At 35.0% G+C, this 20986-nt stretch carries 18 protein-coding genes; 5 read left to right on the forward strand and 13 right to left on the reverse strand.

Annotated features, from left to right (window positions below; translation table 11 throughout):
* Positions 1–590: 590 nt before the first annotated feature.
* Positions 591–1034, forward strand: a complete 444-nt coding sequence (gene tnpA, locus ACPUVN_RS04770) for an IS200/IS605 family transposase (protein WP_426369983.1) — start codon at positions 591–593, stop codon at positions 1032–1034.
* A 46-nt stretch (positions 1035–1080) separates the two neighbouring features.
* The gene (locus tag ACPUVN_RS04775; protein ID WP_426370072.1) at positions 1081–1266 is read left to right on the forward strand and encodes a helix-turn-helix domain-containing protein; all 186 of its coding nucleotides are present in this window, start codon (positions 1081–1083) and stop codon (positions 1264–1266) included.
* 143 nt (positions 1267–1409) lie between these two features.
* On the opposite strand, the gene ACPUVN_RS04780 is transcribed toward ACPUVN_RS04775, so the two are convergent.
* From ACPUVN_RS04780 to ACPUVN_RS04805, 6 genes are all read right to left on the reverse strand, one after another.
* Positions 1410–1721: a hypothetical protein gene (locus ACPUVN_RS04780; RefSeq protein WP_426370073.1), complete on the reverse strand. Its 312-nt coding sequence runs from the start codon at positions 1719–1721 to the stop codon at positions 1410–1412.
* 264 nt (positions 1722–1985) lie between these two features.
* Positions 1986–3020 (reverse strand): YHYH protein, encoded by a 1035-nt coding sequence (locus ACPUVN_RS04785; protein ID WP_426370074.1) that lies wholly within the window; start codon positions 3018–3020, stop codon positions 1986–1988.
* Between the two features lie 196 nt (positions 3021–3216).
* Complete coding sequence (locus ACPUVN_RS04790; RefSeq protein ID WP_426370075.1) at positions 3217–4092, reverse strand: AraC family transcriptional regulator; 876 nt, start codon at positions 4090–4092, stop codon at positions 3217–3219.
* Positions 4093–4642: 550 nt separating this feature from the next.
* Positions 4643–6049, reverse strand: coding sequence for an alkaline phosphatase (locus tag ACPUVN_RS04795; RefSeq protein ID WP_426370076.1), 1407 nt, complete (start codon positions 6047–6049; stop codon positions 4643–4645).
* Positions 6050–6077: 28 nt separating this feature from the next.
* On the reverse strand, positions 6078–7271 hold the full coding sequence (locus tag ACPUVN_RS04800; protein WP_426370077.1) for an endonuclease/exonuclease/phosphatase family protein: 1194 nt from the start codon (positions 7269–7271) through the stop codon (positions 6078–6080).
* Between the two features lie 23 nt (positions 7272–7294).
* A complete protein-coding gene (locus ACPUVN_RS04805; RefSeq protein ID WP_426370078.1) occupies positions 7295–7975 on the reverse strand; it encodes a TetR/AcrR family transcriptional regulator in 681 nt (226 codons plus the stop codon).
* Between the two features lie 740 nt (positions 7976–8715).
* On the opposite strand from ACPUVN_RS04805, the gene ACPUVN_RS04810 reads away from it, so the two are divergent.
* The 3 genes from ACPUVN_RS04810 to deoA all read left to right on the forward strand — a co-directional run bounded on the left by ACPUVN_RS04810 (position 8716) and on the right by deoA (position 13979).
* Positions 8716–11844: a TonB-dependent receptor gene (locus tag ACPUVN_RS04810; RefSeq protein WP_426370079.1), complete on the forward strand. Its 3129-nt coding sequence runs from the start codon at positions 8716–8718 to the stop codon at positions 11842–11844.
* Between the two features lie 360 nt (positions 11845–12204).
* Positions 12205–12621 carry a cytidine deaminase gene (locus ACPUVN_RS04815; protein ID WP_426370080.1) on the forward strand — a complete coding sequence of 139 codons (417 nt, stop codon included), beginning with the start codon at positions 12205–12207 and terminating at the stop codon, positions 12619–12621.
* A gap of 44 nt (positions 12622–12665) precedes the next feature.
* On the forward strand, positions 12666–13979 hold the full coding sequence (deoA, locus tag ACPUVN_RS04820; protein WP_426370081.1) for a thymidine phosphorylase: 1314 nt from the start codon (positions 12666–12668) through the stop codon (positions 13977–13979).
* Between the two features lie 826 nt (positions 13980–14805).
* On the opposite strand, the gene upp is transcribed toward deoA, so the two are convergent.
* The 7 genes from upp to ACPUVN_RS04855 form a co-directional block, all read right to left on the reverse strand.
* Positions 14806–15432 carry a uracil phosphoribosyltransferase gene (upp, locus tag ACPUVN_RS04825; RefSeq protein WP_426370082.1) on the reverse strand — a complete coding sequence of 209 codons (627 nt, stop codon included), beginning with the start codon at positions 15430–15432 and terminating at the stop codon, positions 14806–14808.
* Between the two features lie 171 nt (positions 15433–15603).
* Complete coding sequence (locus ACPUVN_RS04830; protein WP_426370083.1) at positions 15604–17106, reverse strand: tetratricopeptide repeat protein; 1503 nt, start codon at positions 17104–17106, stop codon at positions 15604–15606.
* A gap of 30 nt (positions 17107–17136) precedes the next feature.
* On the reverse strand, positions 17137–17736 hold the full coding sequence (locus tag ACPUVN_RS04835) for a hypothetical protein (protein ID WP_426370084.1): 600 nt from the start codon (positions 17734–17736) through the stop codon (positions 17137–17139).
* 100 nt (positions 17737–17836) lie between these two features.
* Positions 17837–18241, reverse strand: a complete 405-nt coding sequence (locus ACPUVN_RS04840; protein ID WP_426357754.1) for an ExbD/TolR family protein — start codon at positions 18239–18241, stop codon at positions 17837–17839.
* Between the two features lies 1 nt (position 18242).
* Positions 18243–18626 carry a MotA/TolQ/ExbB proton channel family protein gene (locus tag ACPUVN_RS04845; protein WP_426357753.1) on the reverse strand — a complete coding sequence of 128 codons (384 nt, stop codon included), beginning with the start codon at positions 18624–18626 and terminating at the stop codon, positions 18243–18245.
* Complete coding sequence (locus ACPUVN_RS04850; RefSeq protein ID WP_426370085.1) at positions 18619–20064, reverse strand: MotA/TolQ/ExbB proton channel family protein; 1446 nt, start codon at positions 20062–20064, stop codon at positions 18619–18621. The genes ACPUVN_RS04845 and ACPUVN_RS04850 overlap by 8 nt, the downstream gene beginning before the upstream one ends.
* On the reverse strand, positions 20064–20855 hold the full coding sequence (locus ACPUVN_RS04855) for a DUF3450 family protein (RefSeq protein ID WP_426370086.1): 792 nt from the start codon (positions 20853–20855) through the stop codon (positions 20064–20066). Before ACPUVN_RS04855 ends, ACPUVN_RS04850 begins: the two co-directional genes overlap by 1 nt.
* Positions 20856–20986 lie beyond the last annotated feature (131 nt).

Genomic DNA, 20986 nt, shown 5'->3' on the forward strand with positions numbered 1-20986 from the left:
ATACCTTGAGTTGTTAGTTTATATTTTACATTTCAAAGGTTAAGCTAAGCATTGGTGCTGGTAGGGTTTATCTCCGTGCTAGTGTTTTTCTGTACTGGTATTTATATCAGAGCACTTGATTACTTCCCATTTCATTAATGTAAATACAAGTGCCATAACAAATTAATAAATTAAAGGCACTGAATAAAATAAATGGTAAGTAACTTAAACTCGAGCGAGTCTTTATTCTTCGGTATGGCTAGCTGCTGATAAAATAGGTTTTGGTTTGGACGATACACTTTTAGTGGGTATTGTACTTTCAAGGGGGGGGATTCATATCGAGTAGTAGTAGGCTTAGAACAATCAGCTACTGCAATTAAATAAGTATTATTCGCCTTCGGATTAACTCCTGAAATTTTGTATTTAGTTAGCGCTTTTATGTTTTACCTTTAGGGTCGAGAAACTAAGAGGTCTAGAGCTAATAAGGTGCTTATTTATCACCTTATTCTATAAATTATCAGGCTTTTAACTAGCGAAGCGTAAATCTCGGGGGCTTGCCCCCGTGCTGGATAGTGTATACTGGGGGGACCCCAGTAAATGCTATTCTTCATATGGAACTTCAAAGAAATACACATCATGTCTTTAGATTAATGTACCACTTTGTGTGGATACCAAAGTATCGACACAAAGTCTTCATTGAACCTTATCGTTCAACAATGAAAGCAATTATTCAAAAAGTAGGATATGACTACGATATTGATATCGTAGAGTTAGAAATTCCGAGTGACCATATTCATATGGTTATTAGAGGGATCCCTAAACAGTCGCCAAGCGATGTTATGCAAATAATTAAAAGTATAACTGCTTGTGAGTTTTTTAGAAGTTATCCTGAAATTAAAAAGCAGTATTTCTGGGGCGGTAAATTATGGACACAAAGCTTTTTTGTTGAAACGATTGGTAACGCAACAGAAGAAGTTATCAGGAAATATGTTCAAGAACAGTTAATCGAATTAGATGGTAAAGAAATTAATAGCGATCCACTGAACTTGTTTTGAAACTCGGTCGCTTGCGGCCGAGAATTTTATAATATTTCTGCTATTCGTGAGTCACGCTGGGCGAGTGTTTACGCGTGAAGATATTATTAATACACTTTATAACCAAGCGTTAGATATGTCGGATCGCAATATAGATAACCATATTAAAAATATACGTAAAAAGATAAACCACATTGAAGACGGTTTAAATCCTATTTCTGCTGTTTATGGTGTTGGCTATAAATTTAAATAAATGAAATAGGGAATTACGTTATATTATTTTGATTAAGTAAAGGTTGAACTAAGCAGGACTTGATGAATTTGAGCTGAGAATAATTAGTCATAACTATGCTCAGCTAGTTTATTTTATATATGTTAGGTTTAACTTAACTTAGCTTAGTTAAACCCATATTGATTGTCACTATGCTGATGTGTATGTTGTGTTTTATCTTTCTCTTCAACGGGCTTAATCAACTGAATAGGCTGATTTCTAACACACATAAGTTCATCTGCCATGTATTGACAGGTGCCTAGATAAAGGTCGTTATGACCTCCTTCATATTGACACATTTGTGACTTTTCTTTACTCGTACAAGCTTTTACTGCAATTTCATTCAGTGGTCCTGAATGAGCATTAGCTTGTCCTAAGGTAAAAAATAAAGCACTGCATGCTAACAGCGTAAGAGCTTTTCTAAATTTAATTGTCATAACTAACCTGGACTTAGGATAAGCGATTATGCCTAACATTGTTATTTAACCGACTACCGTCGTTGCCTACATGGATGTAGATACTTAGTTTTTATCGGGAATAAAAAGGCCTTGGTATACGGACTAAATACCAACATTAGGGAAGTAAAAATCATTTAGATAAGTTAACCCTCATAATTTAGAGGTAAGGCATTATAAATCTATGCCTTACGAAATCCATCATCCCGAGTTCCGGTTAACTAACCTTTTTAGGTGCCTTTTTATCTAGTGGCTATGACCTGGAGGAGGTCCTTTCTTTCCATCACCACCACCTGGAGGTCCGCCAGCACTAATTGATTCTCCATGAAGGCAACCAATAAACAGGTTTTCGCTTGGGCTTGCTGCATGGTAATGGTAACCTCGTGCATCATCAGTATTACCACGACATTCATCCAGTGATTCTTCGTTACCTTGTATATCTTTCATCGCGTAGATGCCATAACCATCTACCGCATAACCTATAAGTGGTGCATGACCATCTTTAGATGTTTGAGTATCGGTACATCCTGCTGTGGAATGATAATGATAACCTTGATGTAAATTAATATGACCACCACAGTCATCAAAAGCAGCAATGGTATAACTACCTAATATAGCTTCTATTGGAGCCGGAGCTGATAACTCAGTTCCGTCAAGCGCTAAGCCTACAGTTGATACTCTGCCTGTTTCTTCCGCAGGAATAGGTGTTGTTGGAATAAGATAAGTTAAGCTGAAGTCATCTTCAAGATAAGATAATTCACACTCTATACAGTTTTGTTTGTATTGTTCTTCTACGTCAGGGCGAGCAGCACCAGAGCAAGATTCTTTAGTTGCTGTATAGCGAATTGTATTGGTTTCTGCATCGTAAAGTACCCATTTTTCATCACCATAATATTCGTCAAGGCTAAGAATAAATTGTCCTGTTAGATCAACAAGATCACCTTTACCTTCTTTGCTGAACCATTTACCTGCGACTTCAGCTCCATCGGTTGTAGTGCGAGGACAAAATGGACCTGGAACTCTACCTGCTGGTGCGCCAGTTGTAATTATTTCATAACACGTTGTTTTTGTGCCTTGAGCCGTTTCACAGTCTACAATTTTAGGCGTTTGGCTGAATGCGCCTTGTGAGAAAACAGATAAATCAATGCCTAGATTAGCAGATTGTTTAACGGGTTGAGGTGATGCTGAGCTTTCTGCTTTTATTTCGGTATCATTACAGGCTGCTAATACGGAAATGCAAAAAGCAATACCCGTTATTTGGCTATATTTTAGAAGAGTCATAAATTATGTCCTTGTGATCCAGTATTTGATGGTTCTAATAGTAAGTCAATTAATTATTAAATAAGGATGGGATCTAACAGACCTGATTAAGAATAAAGCGTTCAGTAGAAATAGTATATAGGTATAAATACTATTACGTATATTAGCAAACTTGTAAGTTTTGCGCGCTTTATAATTGATCTTTTTACATATTCGTTTATTGAATTGGTAAATAAATATCGGTAACCGCTTCATTTTGATTAACGCTAGGGAACATCTTTACGCGTTCTATAAAACATGGAAAGTCGCGTAACTTTTTATTACTTTGCGGCAACCAATGGCTGTAGAGTGCGTTTATCAGCTCACCTAAATTATCATCACTTCCAGTGGTTCTTAAAACAGCGCAATAGCCCCCTGGAATTTCATCAAGTTCAACACCTTGTTCATTTTCTTTTAGTTTGTTTTCTGCGGTTAAATTTTTTTTTGTGATGTTCGTCGCTATATCCAATCGATATTCATCTGCTGGTGTTGTATGCGGATCGTTATGCAAAATATTATAAGTTCTACTTACTCCCGGTGGAGTATGGTGTGCTTTTCGCCAATCAATAAAGCGCTTAATACTCATATGAAGGTTCTGAGGTGAGCCTTTGTGAGGTAAGCTGGCTATTTTTGTTTTATCAAACCATTGTATTTTGACATCAGTGACTATTGACGTTTGCATAGATGATTTCCTTCTCGTTATCTTTGGTAAAATAGGCGTCCAATTGGGCGATTTTTTAAATTGTGTTGGTGTTACGTTAAATATTTTTTTGAATGCTCTAGAAAAAGATTCTGTATTTTCAAAACCTGCATCGAAAGCAATATGAGTGATGGATAAATGATGATGGTAATATATTTGGTTAGCTGATTTTTTCATTCGTTGTATTTGAATATACTGAAAAACAGGTAAGCCAATTTCTAGGTGGAACAATCGATGAAAGTGATATTTAGATAAATGCTCAATTTGACAAAGTAAATCTAAAGTTAGTTTCTGATCTAAATGTTGATCGATATACTCGCAGACTTTTTGAAAGGGTACTTTGTTCATATTCATATAATATTGTTCTTTTATTAGGTGTTAATAAGTAACCTGAACTCGGTTTAATAGATATTTAACAAATTTAAAAATAAGTAATCATTTTTTAATTGACTCTCTAGCTTAATAGTTTTTCTTAATTCAAGGCAAATTTCGCGTCAATAGCAAGCCTATTGCAAGTAAATTTAACTCAGAAGTAATACCAAGTTGATTAATTAACTACTCATTTTTAACGGTTAAAATTAATAATGACGGCGTTATAAAATTTATAAGTAGAATAACTACTTACTAAATTTTATGCCTTGTAATTATCCATTTTCCCTCATGAAAAAGTAGATCACTTAGTTAATCAAATTGGTATAAGGAAAAATAGATGCTAGAGAAACATTTGTTAAGCCGAGTTCAGGTTAAGTAGATGTTTTATGAAACTTGATGATGCCATAAATAATTAAGCCTTACCTGACAGTTCTTGCTATTTAATGCTGTTTTTTAGATATAAAAAAAGCTGAATATTTCTATTCAGCTTTTAATTTATTTTCGTTATTTACAAGCTAGCGCTTTTGAATGTTTATTTATTATCTAACAAAGTGAATATCTTTTTAGCAATATCAGTATTGTCTTGGTAGCCATTAAATAAAGCTTTGTTATTACCCATTGCGAAAACAGGTACATCTGCAGCGGTATGTCCTGACGATGTCCAACCTGTAAATGTACGAGCGTTTATAACTTCTTTAATCGCTTTGTATAGTTCATTATTAACCGTGAATGGGTCATATTCTTTTCCACTTCTCGCATCTTCGATTCCAGTTACCTCAGCAATTTTAATTGCTGTTGCAGTATCGTTTTTCACTGTAATAAGTTTAGATATTTCTTCGTCAGTTAATTCAAAGTTAAACAAAGAATTCGCATATTCAGTGGTGATATCAACTTTTTCAAGTAGGTTAGCAATTGAATTAGGTGATTGTTTCATTGTTCTTAATACTTTTGGATCCCATTGGAAAACACCATCAACACCTAAAGTAACACCACCTGTGCTGTGATCTGCGGTGATAACAACTAGAGTATCAGGATGTTCTTTCACATAAGTCTCTAAGTATTCTAACGTTTTAGCTAAATCATCCATTTCGCCCATCGCTGAAGCTATATCGTTTGAATGACCAGCCCAATCTATTTGACTACCTTCAATTAAAAGAAAATAACCGTCTTCGTTCTCTAAGTGTTTAGTGGCTGTTTTAGTCATAGCTGATAAACGATGTTTATTAGTATCGTCTAACGCCCAAGGTAAACCTTTATCACCAAATAAACCTAGAAGAGGTTTGTCTGTTGAAACACTATCTAGCAATTGGTAACTATCGATGTAATTAAAACCATTGTCTTCAAACTCTTCTACAAGGTTTCTATCTTCTCTGATAAAAAACTTCCAACCACCACCAAGATAAAGGTCAGCTTGAATTCCATTATCAATATAACTATCTGCAATCGCATTGTAGTTATATCTGTAATCGTTATGAGATAAATAAGACGCTGGCGTTGCATGGTTAATTTGTGAAGTAACAACAACACCTGTTTTCATACCAAGACTTTTAGCACGCTCTAATACGGTTTCAACGTTTTGTTTATCCATATCAACAGCAACAGCGCCGTTGTAAGTTTTAATAGCACTAGAAAGAGCGGTAGCCGCCGCCGCAGAATCAGTGACATAATTGTGATGCGTATCAGGGTAAGTACTACTCATACCCACTAAATGTCTATCAAATACCGTGTTTTCAACTCTTGGTGTTGATGGGTCATCTTTAAAGTAGCGATAAGCCGTTGTATAAGTTGGGCCCATACCATCACCTACAATCATAATAATGTTTTTAGGTGTTGATACCACAGGAGCTGGTTGAACTTCTTGAGTTACAACTTCTTGTGTTTCTTTGCCACACGAAATGGTTAAACCAGCAATAGTTAATGCTATTAATATTTTATTCATTAAAGGTAATCCAATATATTTTTAAAGGTTATAGGTTAATATCGACCCAAACTAAACGGTGATCTGAAGATGCTGCTCGGTCTTTAACTAACCTAAATTCATCTTCTTTTGGCTGTGGCCAAAATACACCTGAGTTAATTACGGTAATAAGGTTTTTTGAAGGTAAAACATAATCTGCTCGCATACCCCAATGTGCCGTATGATTCTCACTGTACGGGTTATTTACATTGTGAGCTTTACCACCATTACTACGAGGCTTAGTATCTTGGATATTAGGATGCGCTAATAAATTGGTGATACCTTGTTTAATGGCATCGCCATCAACATTTGAAGAGTTTTGGTCGCCCATAATAACAAAAGCACTATTAGGTTTTATTCCACCTTTTACGCCTTTGTCGTCGTATAAGTAGTTACTTTTATTTGGTGTTATATAATCGGTCCATAAGCGAATTTCGTCGTGGTTACGTTTTCCATTTCTATCTTCAGGTCCATCAAAAACCGGTGGAGTAGGGTGACTTGCTAATATGTGAAGTGTTTTACCGTCAATGGTTACAGGTATGTCCCAATGAGATTTAGATGATAGTCTGAAATTATTCCAAGCTTCGTCGCTGTACCATGCTTTATTGGTTTTAGGATCAACGGGTTTCAAAGCGTTTGGCATATCTTTCCATTTAAAGTGTTGGAAAGTTCTAATGTCTTTTTCATTGATTGGATATTTTGATAATAGTGCCATACCAAAATGTCCAGGGAAGTATCCAAAGCCGTAAGTATCGTTAACGGGGTCGCCACTTATTTTATCGTTATTTAAATCAAATGGAGTTGGTACACCTGTGTTTACAGCACCTTGATAAAAGTAGGGAAAGTTTATTGCTGTTTGACTATGTTGGCTTTTATTTAAATACTGAGATAAGAATAATTTAATGGCTTGATGAGAGTCATCTTCACGGTCAAATTCATTTAATAAAATAATATCTGGATTTACACGTTGAATAATTTCAGCAATATTTTTAATTTGTTGATGATTGTTTTTTAATTGCGTACTTAATTCATTGCCTTTAACTGAAGGAGTTTGCCCCTTAACATATGGAAGGTAATTTAGCGCTTCCATACTTACATTGAATGTTGCTATACGAAGTTGTTGAAGTGATTGATTTTCGTTAGCCATACTTAAACCTGAAGTGAGTAGAGTTACAATAGTTAACAGTAGAGATATTCTTTTCAATGTTTTTCCTAAATGCTAGAAGATTAGTCTTTTTTAAGACCACAACCGCGAAGTATAAAATCAGTTAAAAATGCGGTAACACGTTCACAATCTTCATCTTCAAAATCAGCTTGATTCATAACTGTTAATATTTGATTGTTAAAATCTGCATAATGCTGAGTGGTAGACCAAATAAGAAAAATCAAATGTACCGGGTCAACATCATTCATCTCACCTTTATCTATCCAATGCTGAAACAATGCTGTTTTCTCTCTCACCCACTTACGTAAATAAGTACGAGTAAAATCTTTTAAATGTTGTGCGCCCTGAATGATTTCCATAGCATAAATTTTAGAAGCATCAGGTTCTTTAAAAGATAATTGCACTTTTGAAGCTATAAATTTTTCAATAGCAACCGCAGGACCATGATCGGGATCAATATCACCAATCGCGTCATCCCACATAGCTAATGTTCTTTCTAACACAGCATGATAAATGTTTTCTTTATTTTTAAAATAATAAAGTACATTCGCTTTAGGCAACTTTGCACGATCGGCAATAGCTTGAACTGTCGCACCTTTATAGCCTTGTATTATAAATTCTTCTTGGGCGGCAGCTAATATTTTATCTTGGCTTTTTTCTCTGATACTGCCTTGTTTTGTCGTTTTGATGTTCTGCTCATGTTTTTCAAAGTGATTTTGCTTGATATTATTATTATTTTTCATTCTTTTGAATACTCCATTAATCAAAGTAGTGAATTGAAGACCTTTATTTTTCTTATTATATGACTACTATTAATATATCTATCGATTAAATACAGTTGACTAATTGGTTTGTTTTTAGCTAATAGATTTTTATCATGGTTACTATTTTAAAACAATTTAATGACAGAAATATGAATTTAATTTTATCAGGCTAAAGGCTAATTTAGCACTTTAGTCATAATTAAAATACTTTTGTTAATGATAGAAATAAATATTAATGATAGAAATAAATATTGTAGATTATTACCCCATAAATATCATATTTTTATTTTATTGTTCTTAAGGTCTATTTTATATAAGAGTGAAATAACTGATTATAAATAGGATTTGAAAATTTATTTTAAGAAGTTGACCAGTTGGTTTGTAAATAATTGTGTGTATTTACTATATTTTTTTGTTTTAAAAAATAAATTTTTAATATCAATATTGAACATTTAAATTTTTATTTTTTTCTCGTTACTTTGCGTTATCTTATTGTTTTTTAATGCTATTATCCTTTGCTTTTGTTTTTTATTATAGAACAACCTAACTTTTTTTTATCTCAAACTGAGGCTGGTATAAAAACATGTAATGAAAATGTAACGAAACTTTGCTTTAATCAGACTCGAAAATATAATAATAAAAATAAATATAACTAATTGCACAAGATTTTACGTAAACATTAAAAAAACAAAAATTTAAACTTAAACAAGGATTACATGATGAAAGCTCATCGTCTCTCAACACTTACAGGTGCGGTAATTTTAGCACTTGGTTTGTCAACATCAGCTATGGCTGCTGATACTTCTTCTGCAATTAGAGGAAGCATATTAAGCCCAGCAGGTGAAATATCTGCAAACGCTAAAGTTGAAATTACGCACATCCCATCAGGTACTAAAACAGAAACATCTACCAATAGCTCGGGTTCATTCTCAAGCAAAGGTTTACGTGTTGGTGGTCCATATACAGTTGTTATTACTGGTGCTAATGGTGTTAGTACACAGAATAATATTTACCTTACATTAGGTGAAACCTTTAAGTTGAACACTCAGCTTAGTAAAAACCAACAAACAGAAACTATCACAGTAACAGGTAGTCAAATATTTAGTGGTAATACAGGCGGTAATAGTTACTTCGGTTCTGACGATATAACTAATGCTCCTAGTTTTAACCGCGACATTAAAGATATCGTTCGTAATAACCCTCTAGCGGTTCTTTCTTCTAAAGACGGAGAGCTAAGTGTTGCGGGTACTAACCCTCGTTTTAACAGTATTAGTGTTGATGGTATTGCTCAAAACGATGATTTTGGTCTTAATGCAAACGGTTACCCAACCACTCGCTCACCAATTTCTTTAGGTGCAATTGATCAAGTTACTATTGATACTTCTCCATTTAATGCAAAAGATAGTGGTTTCCAAGGTGCCAAAATTAATGCGGTAACTAAGTCAGGAACTAACGAGTTATCAGGTAGTTTCTTTTACGAAACTCAAAACGATAGCATGGCAGGAAAAGCTAATAATAATGGTATTGAAGCTCCATTAGAGTTTGATGAAACAACTTGGGGCGGTACTTTAGGTGGAGCAATCCTTGAAGATGAATTATTTTTCTTTGCTTCATATGAATATTACGATGCAACATCTTCAGTCGAGTGGGGACCTGCTGGCGCTAACGTTTCAAACCAAACCCAAGCTAACCTTGCAGACGTTGCTGAAGTTCAACGTATAGCAAGAGATGTTTATGGCGTTGACGCGGGCGACTGGAACTTAGCTCCACCTGTAGAAGATGAAAAAATCTTATTAAAATTAGATTGGAACATTAATGATGAACATCGTGCTGCATTTACTTACCAATACAATAAAGGTAACAGTACAAGTAACCAATCAACTGCTGACTTTGAGTTACGTTTATCTTCATTCTGGTACGATAGAACTGAAGAATTAAATAGTTACGCATTTAAACTATATTCAGATTGGTCAGACGACTTATCAACACAGTTTAGCTTAACTTATACAAAAAACCCTACAACTCAAGCATCATTAAGTGATTACTCAGATGTAACTGTTCAAGCAGAGTCGGGTAACATCACTCTAGGTTCAGATCACTCTCGTCATTCTAACGAATTAGAGAAGAAAACATTTATCATGGCATTTGATGCGGATTACCTTATCGGTGATCACAGCATTACTGCGGGTTATCAATTCAAACGTTTAGATATTTTTAACTTGTTTTTACAAAATACTAAAGGTGACTATGTATTCGATAGTATTGAAGATTTTGAAAACCAAGTTGCTGAACGTATTATCTATCAAAATGCTACAAGTTTAGATCCTAATGATGCAGCTGCTGAATTTGTGAGAGACGAACATGCAATTTATATTCATGACGAATGGGCATTTTCTGATGATCTAACATTAGATTTTGGTTTAAGATATGAACGATTAACTTCTAGCGATAAACCTACATTTAACCAACAAATGTTTGATCGTACAGGCTTTGACAACAGCGAAAATTTAGATGGCTTAGATATTTTCTTACCACGCTTTGCATTTAACTGGGATGCTAGTGATGATTTAGTTGTACGTGGTGGTGCTGGTCGATTTGCTGGTGGCTCACCAACTGTATGGATTTCTAATGCCTACTCAAATCCTGGTGTTGGTATCGGTGATGTATTCTTAAACGGTAGTTTTGAAAATGTAGATATTAATGGTCCTCGTGCTGAAGATGAAGCTACAGTAGCTAACTCTACAGAGTTTTCTGGTACTAACTTTACAGATCCAAATTTTGAAATCCCTTCAGATTGGCGCTTCCAATTGGCAGCGGATTATACGTTTGATATCCCAGGTGTAGGTGATAACTTCTTATTCACAGCTGAGTATTTATACAAAAAAGCTGAAAATACTGCATTTTGGCAAGACGCATCATTATTTGGAGACGAAGATGGTTTCACTTCTGATGGCGGACGTATCATTTATAATGATGCCGATGGTGACACCAATGACTTGATGCTTACAAATGCTGATGACGATGGTCGTTCTAAAATATTTAGTTTTGTATTAAATAAAAATTGGGATAGCGGTGTAAGCATGACTGCTTCTTACACTAATCAAGATATTACTGATTCGCATACAAGTACTTCATCTACTGCTGGTAGTAACTATGGCTTTAATACTGCAATTAACCGAAATGAATCTGTTGTTGGTCGTTCAACGTTTGAAACAGAACATAGACTAGTATTGAACCTTGGTTACAAAACTGAGATTTTTGAAGGTTATAATACAAACATCAACCTATTCTTTGAGCGTAAATCAGGAAAACCAGTTACTTTTTACATAGATGGTGACGATTTCGCTGGTTTAGATGACCCATATGATCTATTAAGCCCTGGTACTACTTCTGATTCATTCTTACCTTATATCCCTACAGTAGGCGATACAAACGTAACATTTGCTTCTGCAGAAGATAGCGCTAATTTTTACTCAGCTATTAATAGCTTAGGTTTAGATCAATATGCTGGTGGTTACTCACCTAAAGGAACTTACACTACTCCTTGGGTTACTACATTAGACTTAAGTGTTCGTCAAGAAATCCCAGGATTAATGGAAGGACATAAAGGTATATTCTACTTCACAGTAGATAACTTATTAAACTTACTTGATAGTAGTAAAGGTAAAGTTTACGGTAACGATTTTGGTACTCAAGAATTAGCCGAGTTCACTATTGACCCTAGTAATCGTCAATATGTTTATACGAGCCCAATCAGCGCAAATAACGATGGTTCTTATGTGAATGATAAATTCTACGCAGAAGATTCAACGTGGAGAATTAAAGTGGGTGTAAGTTACGAATTTTAATTAAAATTTCGTAAAATCATCGCTTAATAAAAGCACTAAATAACATTGTTATTTAGTGTTTTTTTGTTTTAACGTACTTAAAAATTTAAATATGAAACTAGCTCTTAGGTTACTGAATCATCAAAACATCAATTAATAGCTTTTGAAGAGTGTCACTTAAGTATATTTCACTGATTAAGCTCTATAAATAAAGAAAATAATCATCTTTGTTTAATGATATGGTTATATATGTAACGAAGAAGAATTAGTACTTGTAGCTAATTACGTTTGTTATTTAAGCTTTGGTTAAATAAAAAGCTAGCACTTATTTTTTATTTAAATATAATAAGTTGACTAGATGGTCAAATAAAAGGTGCGGTCATGTCACAAATTCCAGAATATTGGGTACAACAAGTTGAAGCAGCAAAACATGCTTATGCTTTAGCTTATGCTCCATATAGTCAATTTCATGTTGGTGCTGCAGCATTAACAGATTCAGGAAAGGTTGTTAATGGATGCAATGTTGAAAATGCATCTTATGGACTAACTGTATGCGCAGAGCGTAATTGTATTGCTAATGCCGTTATACAAGGCGAGCAAAATATAAAATCAATAGTTGTTTACACGGAACAAGTTAAATTAACACCGCCATGTGGCGCGTGTAGGCAAGTTATTGCTGAATTTTTATCTCAAGAAGCTGAGGTTATGTCTACTAATCATTTAGGTGATTACCAGTTGTGGAGCGTTGCAGAGTTATTACCAGACGCTTTTACACCCAAGAGTTTATTAGACATTTAATTCAGAGGCTTTGCCCAATAATTATAAAAGATTAAGGAAAACATATGTTATTACCACAAGAGATTATTAGAACAAAACGCGATGGTTTGATTTTGTCTGAAGATAAAATTCAAGGCTTTGTTGATGGCTTAGTTAACGGAACCTTTAATGACGCGCAAGTAGGTTCTATGGCAATGGCTATTTTTCAACAAGGAATGGAAATTGAAGAGGTTGTTGCTTTTACTAAAGCGATGATGAATTCAGGCGATGTTTTATCTTGGCCTGAACTTGATGGACCTGTAGTTGATAAGCATTCAACAGGCGGAGTGGGCGATAAAGTTAGCTTTATGCTTGCTGCTATTGTTGCAGCTTGTGGTGCATATGTTCCTATGATTTCAGGACGTGGCTTAGGTCATACAGGCGGAACATCAGATAAGTTAGAAAGTATTGCAGGTTTTAATGTTCAACCGAGCATTGCAGAATTTAAACGTATTGTTAAAGATGTAGGTGTCGCTATTATCTCGCAAACAGATAACCTAGCACCAGCAGACAAGCGTTTGTACAGCATTAGAGATGTAACCGGTACAGTTGAGTCTATTCCTTTAATAACTGCCTCTATTTTGTCTAAGAAGCTTTCAGCTGGTTTAGATTCATTAGTGATGGATGTTAAAATGGGTAACGGCGCTATGATGTCTGATATGACAAAAGCTACCCAACTTGCGCAAAGCATAGTTAACGTTGCTAACGGAGCAGGTGTTCCAACGCAAGCGATTATTACCGATATGAATCAAGTGTTAGGTACGTCGGCAGGTAACGCGGTTGAAATGTATGAAACAGTTAAATACTTAAATGGTAAACAAAGAGAGCCAAGATTACATGCGGTTGTTGTGGCATTAGCTACCTCTATGTTAATCAGCGCTAAAGTTGCCGCTACTGAAGAGGAAGCGAAAACTAAAATTAACCATGCATTATCAAGTGGTGCTGCGGCAGAAATATTCTCTAAAATGATTGCTGCTTTAGGCGGACCAAGCAACCTGATGGAAGCGCCATGGGAATCAATGAATAAAGCTAAAGTGATTAAAGATGTTGTTGCTACACATTCAGGTTACATCTCAGCAATGCAAACACGCGATATTGGTATGTCGATTGTTGGTATGAAAGGTGGAAGAACAGCGAATGGTCAGATGATAGATCACACCGTAGGTTTTGATCGTATTTTACCTGTAGGCACAGTGATCAACAGAGGTGATGTAGTTGCTAGAATTCATGCTGCTGATGACGACCAAGCAGCTAAAGCGAGCCAAGAGTACTTAACGGCTTTATCTATTAGTGAAACTAAACCAGAAGCAGTACCTGTCATTTATAAGATTATCGATTAATCTACAGACAGCTTATGTATGAGCATAATCATACGCAGTACAAATAAGAAGGGCGCTATGTATATAGCGCCCTTTCTTTTAGTATCTGTTTTATAATATTTAACCTGAGCTCTGGATAAGCAGTTATGCCTAATATTGTTATTTAACCCTCTAACGTCGTTGCCTGCATGGATGCAGGTACTTAGTTTTTATCGGGAATAAAAAAACTGTATTTTTATTGCTAATAGCCAGCTATTAGTCAAGAAAAATGCCTTGTTATAGAATTAAATTCCAACATTAGGAGAGTAATAAATCATTTAAACAAATGGTTTTGCAATACTTTACTTATAAAGCATTGATAATCAATACATTACAAAACCCATTATCCAGAGTTCAGGTTATTTAAATTAATTTAGCTTTATGTGAACAGATAAATGGCATTAAACCTAGGGTCTGTTTATCTTTCGAGATTATTTTTACAGCAAGGTGTTTGATATTTAGACAAGGCAGAGTATGTGACGTGTAGCTGCCTACTCGAACAGACGATAACGCCCTGTCTACCCAAAGTTAGGAATTTCAAACACATGCTGCCCTTTGGGTTCATTTAAAACGAATTTACTCATTGCTGCCTACATGGATGTAGGTACTTGGGTTATGTTGGAACGTATAACCCGTGTTCGCTTTTTTAATACGACTGCATGGATGCAGAAGGTAGGGCGACTCAGGAGACAAAGCCGAGAATGACTATTAGACAAAGCTCACATCGCGATTAAATCCGTTTTAAATTGAATAAAATTTAACCCTGAAAGATCAACAGGCCCTAATATATTTAGATGTGTAATTTGAATTACAAAGTACCAAATATTTTATCACCCGCATCGCCCAATCCAGGCAAAATATAACCATTTTCATTTAATTTATCGTCAATAACCCCAATAAATAAATCAACATCAGCATGGTCTTTTTGTAATAGCGCTATGCCTTCAGGTGCGGCAACTAAGAAAATTGCTTTAATTTTTTTACAACCAGATGCTTTTAATAACTCTATTGTTGCTAAAGCTGTACCACCTGTCGCTAACATAGGATCAATAATAATAGCTGTACGCACATTAACATCAGCCACTACGTTTTCGTAATAGCTTTCAGGTTGAAGCGTTTCTTCATTTCTTTGTAAACCAACAACACTTATTTTTGCACAAGGTAGAATGGTTAAAGCACCATCTAACATACCCAAACCTGCTCTTAATATCGGAATCAATGTTGGTTGTTTTTCTGCCAACATAGGAACAGATATATCGCCCGACCAACAGGCAACAGCTTGGTCAGACAAGGTTAAAGTGGTTGTTGCTTCCATGGTTAGCATGGTGGCTAATTCTTTAGTTAGTTCTCTAAAAGACTTTACCGATATCGCATCTTTTCTTAATAAGCTTATTTTATGTTTAACAAGTGGGTGAGTGCTTTCGAAAATGTTCATGCTTTCCTCTATTTGTTCGCGTGTGAAGGTTTTATCTTATGATTATATATCAATAACCAGAGTAACCTAACTACAATAAAAAGCTGAATAAAAACTTAATTGTATTAAACGTTCACATAACGTCCTATTTCCCTCATAAACATTAAATTTATAACAGAAATAGGTTGTTCATTAACTCTGCTGAAGAACAAGTTTTTCTAGGGCATTAATATTCGTGAGTAAATCTTGTCTTGATGGTTCAGCGCTAAAAGCTTTTTTAAGTAATGTTAATGCCGCTTTATAGTTTTGAGCATCAATTTCAATTTGAGCAAGTCCTAACCAAGCCGGTAACTGATATTCAGGTAATGTTTGAGCACGAACATACATGAGTCTTGCTTGAGTTAATTGCTGCTTTTCTTTATATAAGTTCGCTAAGCTTATTAATGCATCACCTAAGGTTGGATCAACGGCAAGTGCCTGTTTTAAGCTTTTTATTGCTTGCGTAGTTTGTCCTTTATTCATTAATAGTTGAGCGGTATAAACTGAAAATTGAGCTTGCTGATTTTTAGAAAATATAGCGTTATTGCTATTTGAATCGTTAAAACGCTTTTTGAGAAAAGGCTTGGTTTTATCTATTAATTCTGAAACTAAGTTCCATTGCTGTTTAGTGATTAACCATGCAATAGTCTGTAAGGTTATATTGGCAACTTCATCTTGATTTGTGTGTTCGTTAGCATTTTTTTGTATGTGCAATAAACTTTGTTTTATTAACTCTACAGCTCTTTCGCTACTGCCTTGTGCTATGTGTAATTGAGCCGCTAATAATTGATTATTAGTATCGTTAGGTTTTAACTTTAGTGCAATTTCAATACTTGCTAATGCTTGTTTATTATCGGATCTTTGTAGCGCGATTTGTCCGCGTTGCAACCATAGTTGGGCATCATTAGGGGTTTGATTGATCAGTTCATTTAATAAAATATTAGCTTGTGATAAATCACCTGCAGCGATCAACGCATATAATAATCCTTGTTGATATTGGCTTTGTTCTGGCGCTAACATTAATGCTTGTCGGTATGCTGCAATAGCACTCCATGGTTGATGATTTTTAACATGAATAAAAGCGAGTTGCGCATATATTTGATCATCGGCATGACCTAATTCTATTGAGCGAATTAAGTGTGGCTGTGCTTTGTTATATTCTTGCTGTTGCATATAAAGCAAGCTTAGACCTTGATGAGCTTTTATTAAATCAGGCATCTTTTGTAATGCACTGTTAAATGCTTTTTCAGCGTCAGGTAATTTCTTCAATACTAATAATATTTGTGCTCTTAAAAGCTGTAGTGCCGTACTGTCATCAGCTAATGGTCGACTATTAAATAACGTAGCAATTTCTTGATATTGATTATTAGAAAGCAGAGGCTGAATTTGTCGTGCAAAGCCTTTTTCATGAGAAGCAATTTCTGCTTCAAAAGGGCTTAATATTTCATTGTTTATTGCTAGCGTCCACTCACTTTTCTTCAAGGCTAAAGATACTTGTAGTGGTTCTGTTTTATATGTTGTAGAAACGGGTTTGGCTATTGCACTAAACGAAACACCATTAAGTAATACGGTATTTAATATAAGCGTATTAAATATTATACATTTGAATAGCCCTGAAGACTGTTTAAATGGTGATTTATTTTTATATGTTTTCATGTGATTCACTTTCGATAAAAAATAGAGTAATTAAGGCGTAAATTCAATTGGCCAAATAAAACGAGCACTTACTATTTCACCTTCTTTTTTAGGTGAACTAAATCGGCTACTGCGAATAATTTGATTGATTTGTGGTGTTAATTCCGAATAAGGATTTTGTACAATATCAATAAGGCTTACATTGCCACTTTCATCAATAAGTACATCAAGTTTTACAACAAATGTGTCTATATTTTGTAAGCTCAATTCGCGAGCCAAACTTTTTGGAAGCTTTGCTTTTACTTTAGTTAATAACGTTGGAAGTCCATCCAGTTGATCTAAACTAAACGCATCAAAATTAACTGACATGGGTTGCCACTGTGGTGTACTCATTTTAACATTAGGAGCATCTGGTGTTGTTAAATCTAATGAGCTTTCAATTTGAATTTCCACCGCTTGAATGGCAACACCTGCACCTTGTACCATTAAACTAGGTAAGGGTTTTGATGAGGCTGCTTGAGAAACTGATGGTGGAGGAGGCGGTGGTAAAGAGACTAACGCGACCTCACGTACAATAACTTTATCTTCTATTATGCTTTCAGCTAATTGACCTAGCCATAATAGTAATAACGCAAATCCTAATACCAACATACTTAATGCAAAAGAGTAAATTGGTAGCTTTAAATGACTCGTCTTTTTGTCACTTTTAGCAGAGGAGGTTAGTGTATTGTTTATGTTCATTGTCATAATATTATTGTTTAGTCGCTAAATTAACTTGAGCCGCACCAGCGAGCTTAGCTTCATCAATAACTTGTACAAGCAATTCGGTAGGTACTGTTTTATCTGCTTGTATAACGACTGGACGTTGTTGTTGTTTTAACATTTGCTCAACACTACTGCGCACACCCGCTACACCAATCTGACTACCATCAAAATACACTTGCTGAGCATCTGTAATCGCTAAAAATATAACTTGTTGTTCTAGTCTACTTGCTGAAACAGCTTGTGGTTTGTCTACTTCAACACCACTTTCTTTCACAAATACGGTAGTAACAATAAAAAATATTAACAGAATAAAAACAACATCTAACAAGGGCGACATATCGATATGTTGATTGTTTTGCTGTTCTAATCTTTGTTTTAATCGACCTTGCATATTAACTACCTGTTGCCGACTTATGAGTAAGTAATGTAGAACTGCGCTGAGCATTAACCAGATACGACTGCATTAACCATGCAGGTATAGCGCAAACTAAACCTAATTGTGTGGTTAATAATGCTTGTCCTATGGCTTCACTCATTAATTCATTTTGACCAAGTGACATCACTTTAAAGGTATCAAGTAAGCCAATAATAGTCCCTAACAAACCCAATAAGGGTAATGCAGCAGTTAAGATAGAGCTAACTTCTTGCCAATAACCTTTACGTTGTGTTTGATAGCTACGTAAATAAAGAATGTCATTAAAAATTAATTGATAAACAAATAGCGCCAAAATGATGATAAACCAACAAATGGGGTTACTTAATAGTTGTTCAAACATGGTCTTCCTCGACTTTGTTATTTAATTTATGACAATTTATAGGGTGAACATTGGTGTCGGTATTACTTTCTACTTGGCTAAGTTGAATAGAAAATGCTTCTAATTGGCTGTAATAAGATTTAACTTTACGTGACAATAAAGCGTTTAATATCAATGCTGGGATCGCTACAACCAAACCTAACTCTGTGGTTATTAATGCTTGAGCAATACCTCCAGACACTACTTCTGGATCGCCAGAACCAAATAATGTCATCATTTTAAATGTTTCAATCATGCCACTAACTGTACCTAACAAACCTAATAAAGGTGCTACAGCTGCTGTTACTGCAATAGCGCCTACCCAATTATCTAATGTATGTTTATCGCGAGATAATTGATTAAATAATTGATCGTCTCGTAAGTCGCCTTTTTTATTATCAATCGATAATTGGAATAAATTACGCTGCATACCTTTAAACTGACTTAGCTTATTTTGGCTATACAGTGATACCAGATGTATTTGTGAATAAACGTCAATTTTTGCTAAACGTATTAATTGAATTGATTTTAAAAGTGCAATAATGAGTGCGAAACATGCAAAAGCAATAATAGGAATTGCCCACAAACCACCTTTTTGTAAATGTTCAAATGCATTTTCTTCTTGAGACTGGCTTGCAACCATATGGTTTAAGCTAGGGTCAAAAGTAAGGTCAGCGATTATTTTTTGTGGTTGGCTATTATTGTTTAATGTTTTTAAGGCTGTACTTAGCGAATGTTCATTAGAATCTGATTGGATCAAAGCGACTTTTGCCACATTACTATCACTTTCTAAATCGAGTAAACCCATAGTATTAGTATTATCTACAGTGAACCAAGCAACAGGTCCAACTTGTAAAGTATGAGCAGGAGTTAACTCGCCATTTTCCAATACAACAGATTGTGATTGGAATGAAGGATATAAGTGGGTTGATTGCTGTTCTATTAAGGTTACAACCTGTTGTAGCAATTCGTTCTGTTTATTACTCGTTTTTTGCTGAGTACTGCTTTTATCACCATACTGACGTACAAAACGATTAAGTAAATTTAATTGATATTGTTGCTGTTGCTGCCATTCATTTAAACGTGTTTGTAGTTTATCTAAACTCAAGGTGTCTTCATCAGCTAATCGTCTATTTAACGAGGCTTGCTTACGCAATGCAGATAATGCTTGTTGTTGTTTAAATATTTTATTAGACAACGTTTTTTGTTGTTTAGCTAACGCGACCTGTTTAGTGTTTAACTGACGTTCTGCTGTTTTAATATCGGTTAATAAACTGCTCACGACCTTTGTATGTGAATTACTATTAGTTTCAGCAGCATTAACACTCGTTACAGTAATTAATATAAATAGGCTAATGATTAAATAAAGGCTTTGTTTTGTTCGTTCAAGCAAATTTAAACGCGGTAGATAAATTATCATTATTCTGAAGCCCCATGAGCTGCAATGTTATTGGTATGTGTGTAAATAGGCAGTTTGATCCATTGGGCAGCCCGTTGTTTTTTATGTACGGCAATACCTTTTGCTATTTGGTCAGCATCAATATTTTCGTCAAACTCCCACTGCCACCCCAAAACATCAGGGTAACCAATGCCGGCATAAGTTAAATCGTTACTAACAAACCAAGCTTGTGCGGCGCCTAAATAGAGTTGAGTAACCCATATTTCACTGCCATTAGGGTGCTTAATAGCCATTTCGTGAATAGATATACGGTTTTGGAAATCAATCAACCGTGTTAATACGTCTAACGCAATTTGTAATTTTTCAGTTGTTTCTAAAGAATCATTATTTAGATCACCAACATTTTCCCAGCTTGTTAATAGGGGAGGTGGCAATTGAACCTGTAGAGAAATAAGTTGCTGATTAATTTTCTTTAATTGCGCTGACAATAAGTCTTGAGAGGTTTCTAATTCGCTTTGCAGAGTAATCAACTCGGTACGTTTTTCTGTTAATTCACTATGGTTTTTCTGACCACTTTTATTAGAGGCACTGAGTTGTTGATATTCAATTTCGAGCAATTGTAGCGTTTGCTTCATGCTGCTTTCTTGCTGAATTCCGTCCACAGTTAATTCACTTATTTGTCGCTCAATTTGCAACCAACGTTGCACTAACTGCTCTAGCTCATTAACCGGACTACTGTGTTGAGACATTAATTGATTTGTACTTGCTTGTGCATTATTTACGTTAAATAAAAAAATACAAAAAACTATCATAATAATTAATACGTTAGCGCTATAAGTTAGGCAGGGCAGTAACGCGGAAATTCTTTTACAGACGTTTGTATACATTAGTTAAATTGAACCTTACATGTTAAGCGAGCAATAAGAACGCAGTACATTAGTTT

The organism is Pseudocolwellia antarctica, from assembly GCF_049933045.1.
GTDB lineage: Bacteria > Pseudomonadota > Gammaproteobacteria > Enterobacterales > Alteromonadaceae > Pseudocolwellia.

What these genes read in the sequence shown, in the direction of transcription:
- ACPUVN_RS04840 (WP_426357754.1), bottom strand. Translation starts at nt 18,241, where the DNA reads ATGCAAGGTCGATTAAAACAAAGATTAGAACAGCAAAACAATCAACAT.
- ACPUVN_RS04815 (WP_426370080.1), top strand. Translation starts at nt 12,205, where the DNA reads ATGTCACAAATTCCAGAATATTGGGTACAACAAGTTGAAGCAGCAAAA.
- ACPUVN_RS04780 (WP_426370073.1), bottom strand. Translation starts at nt 1,721, where the DNA reads ATGACAATTAAATTTAGAAAAGCTCTTACGCTGTTAGCATGCAGTGCT.
- ACPUVN_RS04845 (WP_426357753.1), bottom strand. Translation starts at nt 18,626, where the DNA reads ATGTTTGAACAACTATTAAGTAACCCCATTTGTTGGTTTATCATCATT.
- ACPUVN_RS04790 (WP_426370075.1), bottom strand. Translation starts at nt 4,092, where the DNA reads ATGAATATGAACAAAGTACCCTTTCAAAAAGTCTGCGAGTATATCGAT.
- ACPUVN_RS04835 (WP_426370084.1), bottom strand. Translation starts at nt 17,736, where the DNA reads ATGTTGGTATTAGGATTTGCGTTATTACTATTATGGCTAGGTCAATTA.
- ACPUVN_RS04805 (WP_426370078.1), bottom strand. Translation starts at nt 7,975, where the DNA reads ATGAAAAATAATAATAATATCAAGCAAAATCACTTTGAAAAACATGAG.
- ACPUVN_RS04785 (WP_426370074.1), bottom strand. Translation starts at nt 3,020, where the DNA reads ATGACTCTTCTAAAATATAGCCAAATAACGGGTATTGCTTTTTGCATT.
- ACPUVN_RS04830 (WP_426370083.1), bottom strand. Translation starts at nt 17,106, where the DNA reads ATGAAAACATATAAAAATAAATCACCATTTAAACAGTCTTCAGGGCTA.
- ACPUVN_RS04850 (WP_426370085.1), bottom strand. Translation starts at nt 20,064, where the DNA reads ATGATAATTTATCTACCGCGTTTAAATTTGCTTGAACGAACAAAACAA.
- ACPUVN_RS04810 (WP_426370079.1), top strand. Translation starts at nt 8,716, where the DNA reads ATGAAAGCTCATCGTCTCTCAACACTTACAGGTGCGGTAATTTTAGCA.
- tnpA (WP_426369983.1), top strand. Translation starts at nt 591, where the DNA reads ATGGAACTTCAAAGAAATACACATCATGTCTTTAGATTAATGTACCAC.
- ACPUVN_RS04795 (WP_426370076.1), bottom strand. Translation starts at nt 6,049, where the DNA reads ATGAATAAAATATTAATAGCATTAACTATTGCTGGTTTAACCATTTCG.
- ACPUVN_RS04855 (WP_426370086.1), bottom strand. Translation starts at nt 20,855, where the DNA reads ATGATAGTTTTTTGTATTTTTTTATTTAACGTAAATAATGCACAAGCA.
- deoA (WP_426370081.1), top strand. Translation starts at nt 12,666, where the DNA reads ATGTTATTACCACAAGAGATTATTAGAACAAAACGCGATGGTTTGATT.
- upp (WP_426370082.1), bottom strand. Translation starts at nt 15,432, where the DNA reads ATGAACATTTTCGAAAGCACTCACCCACTTGTTAAACATAAAATAAGC.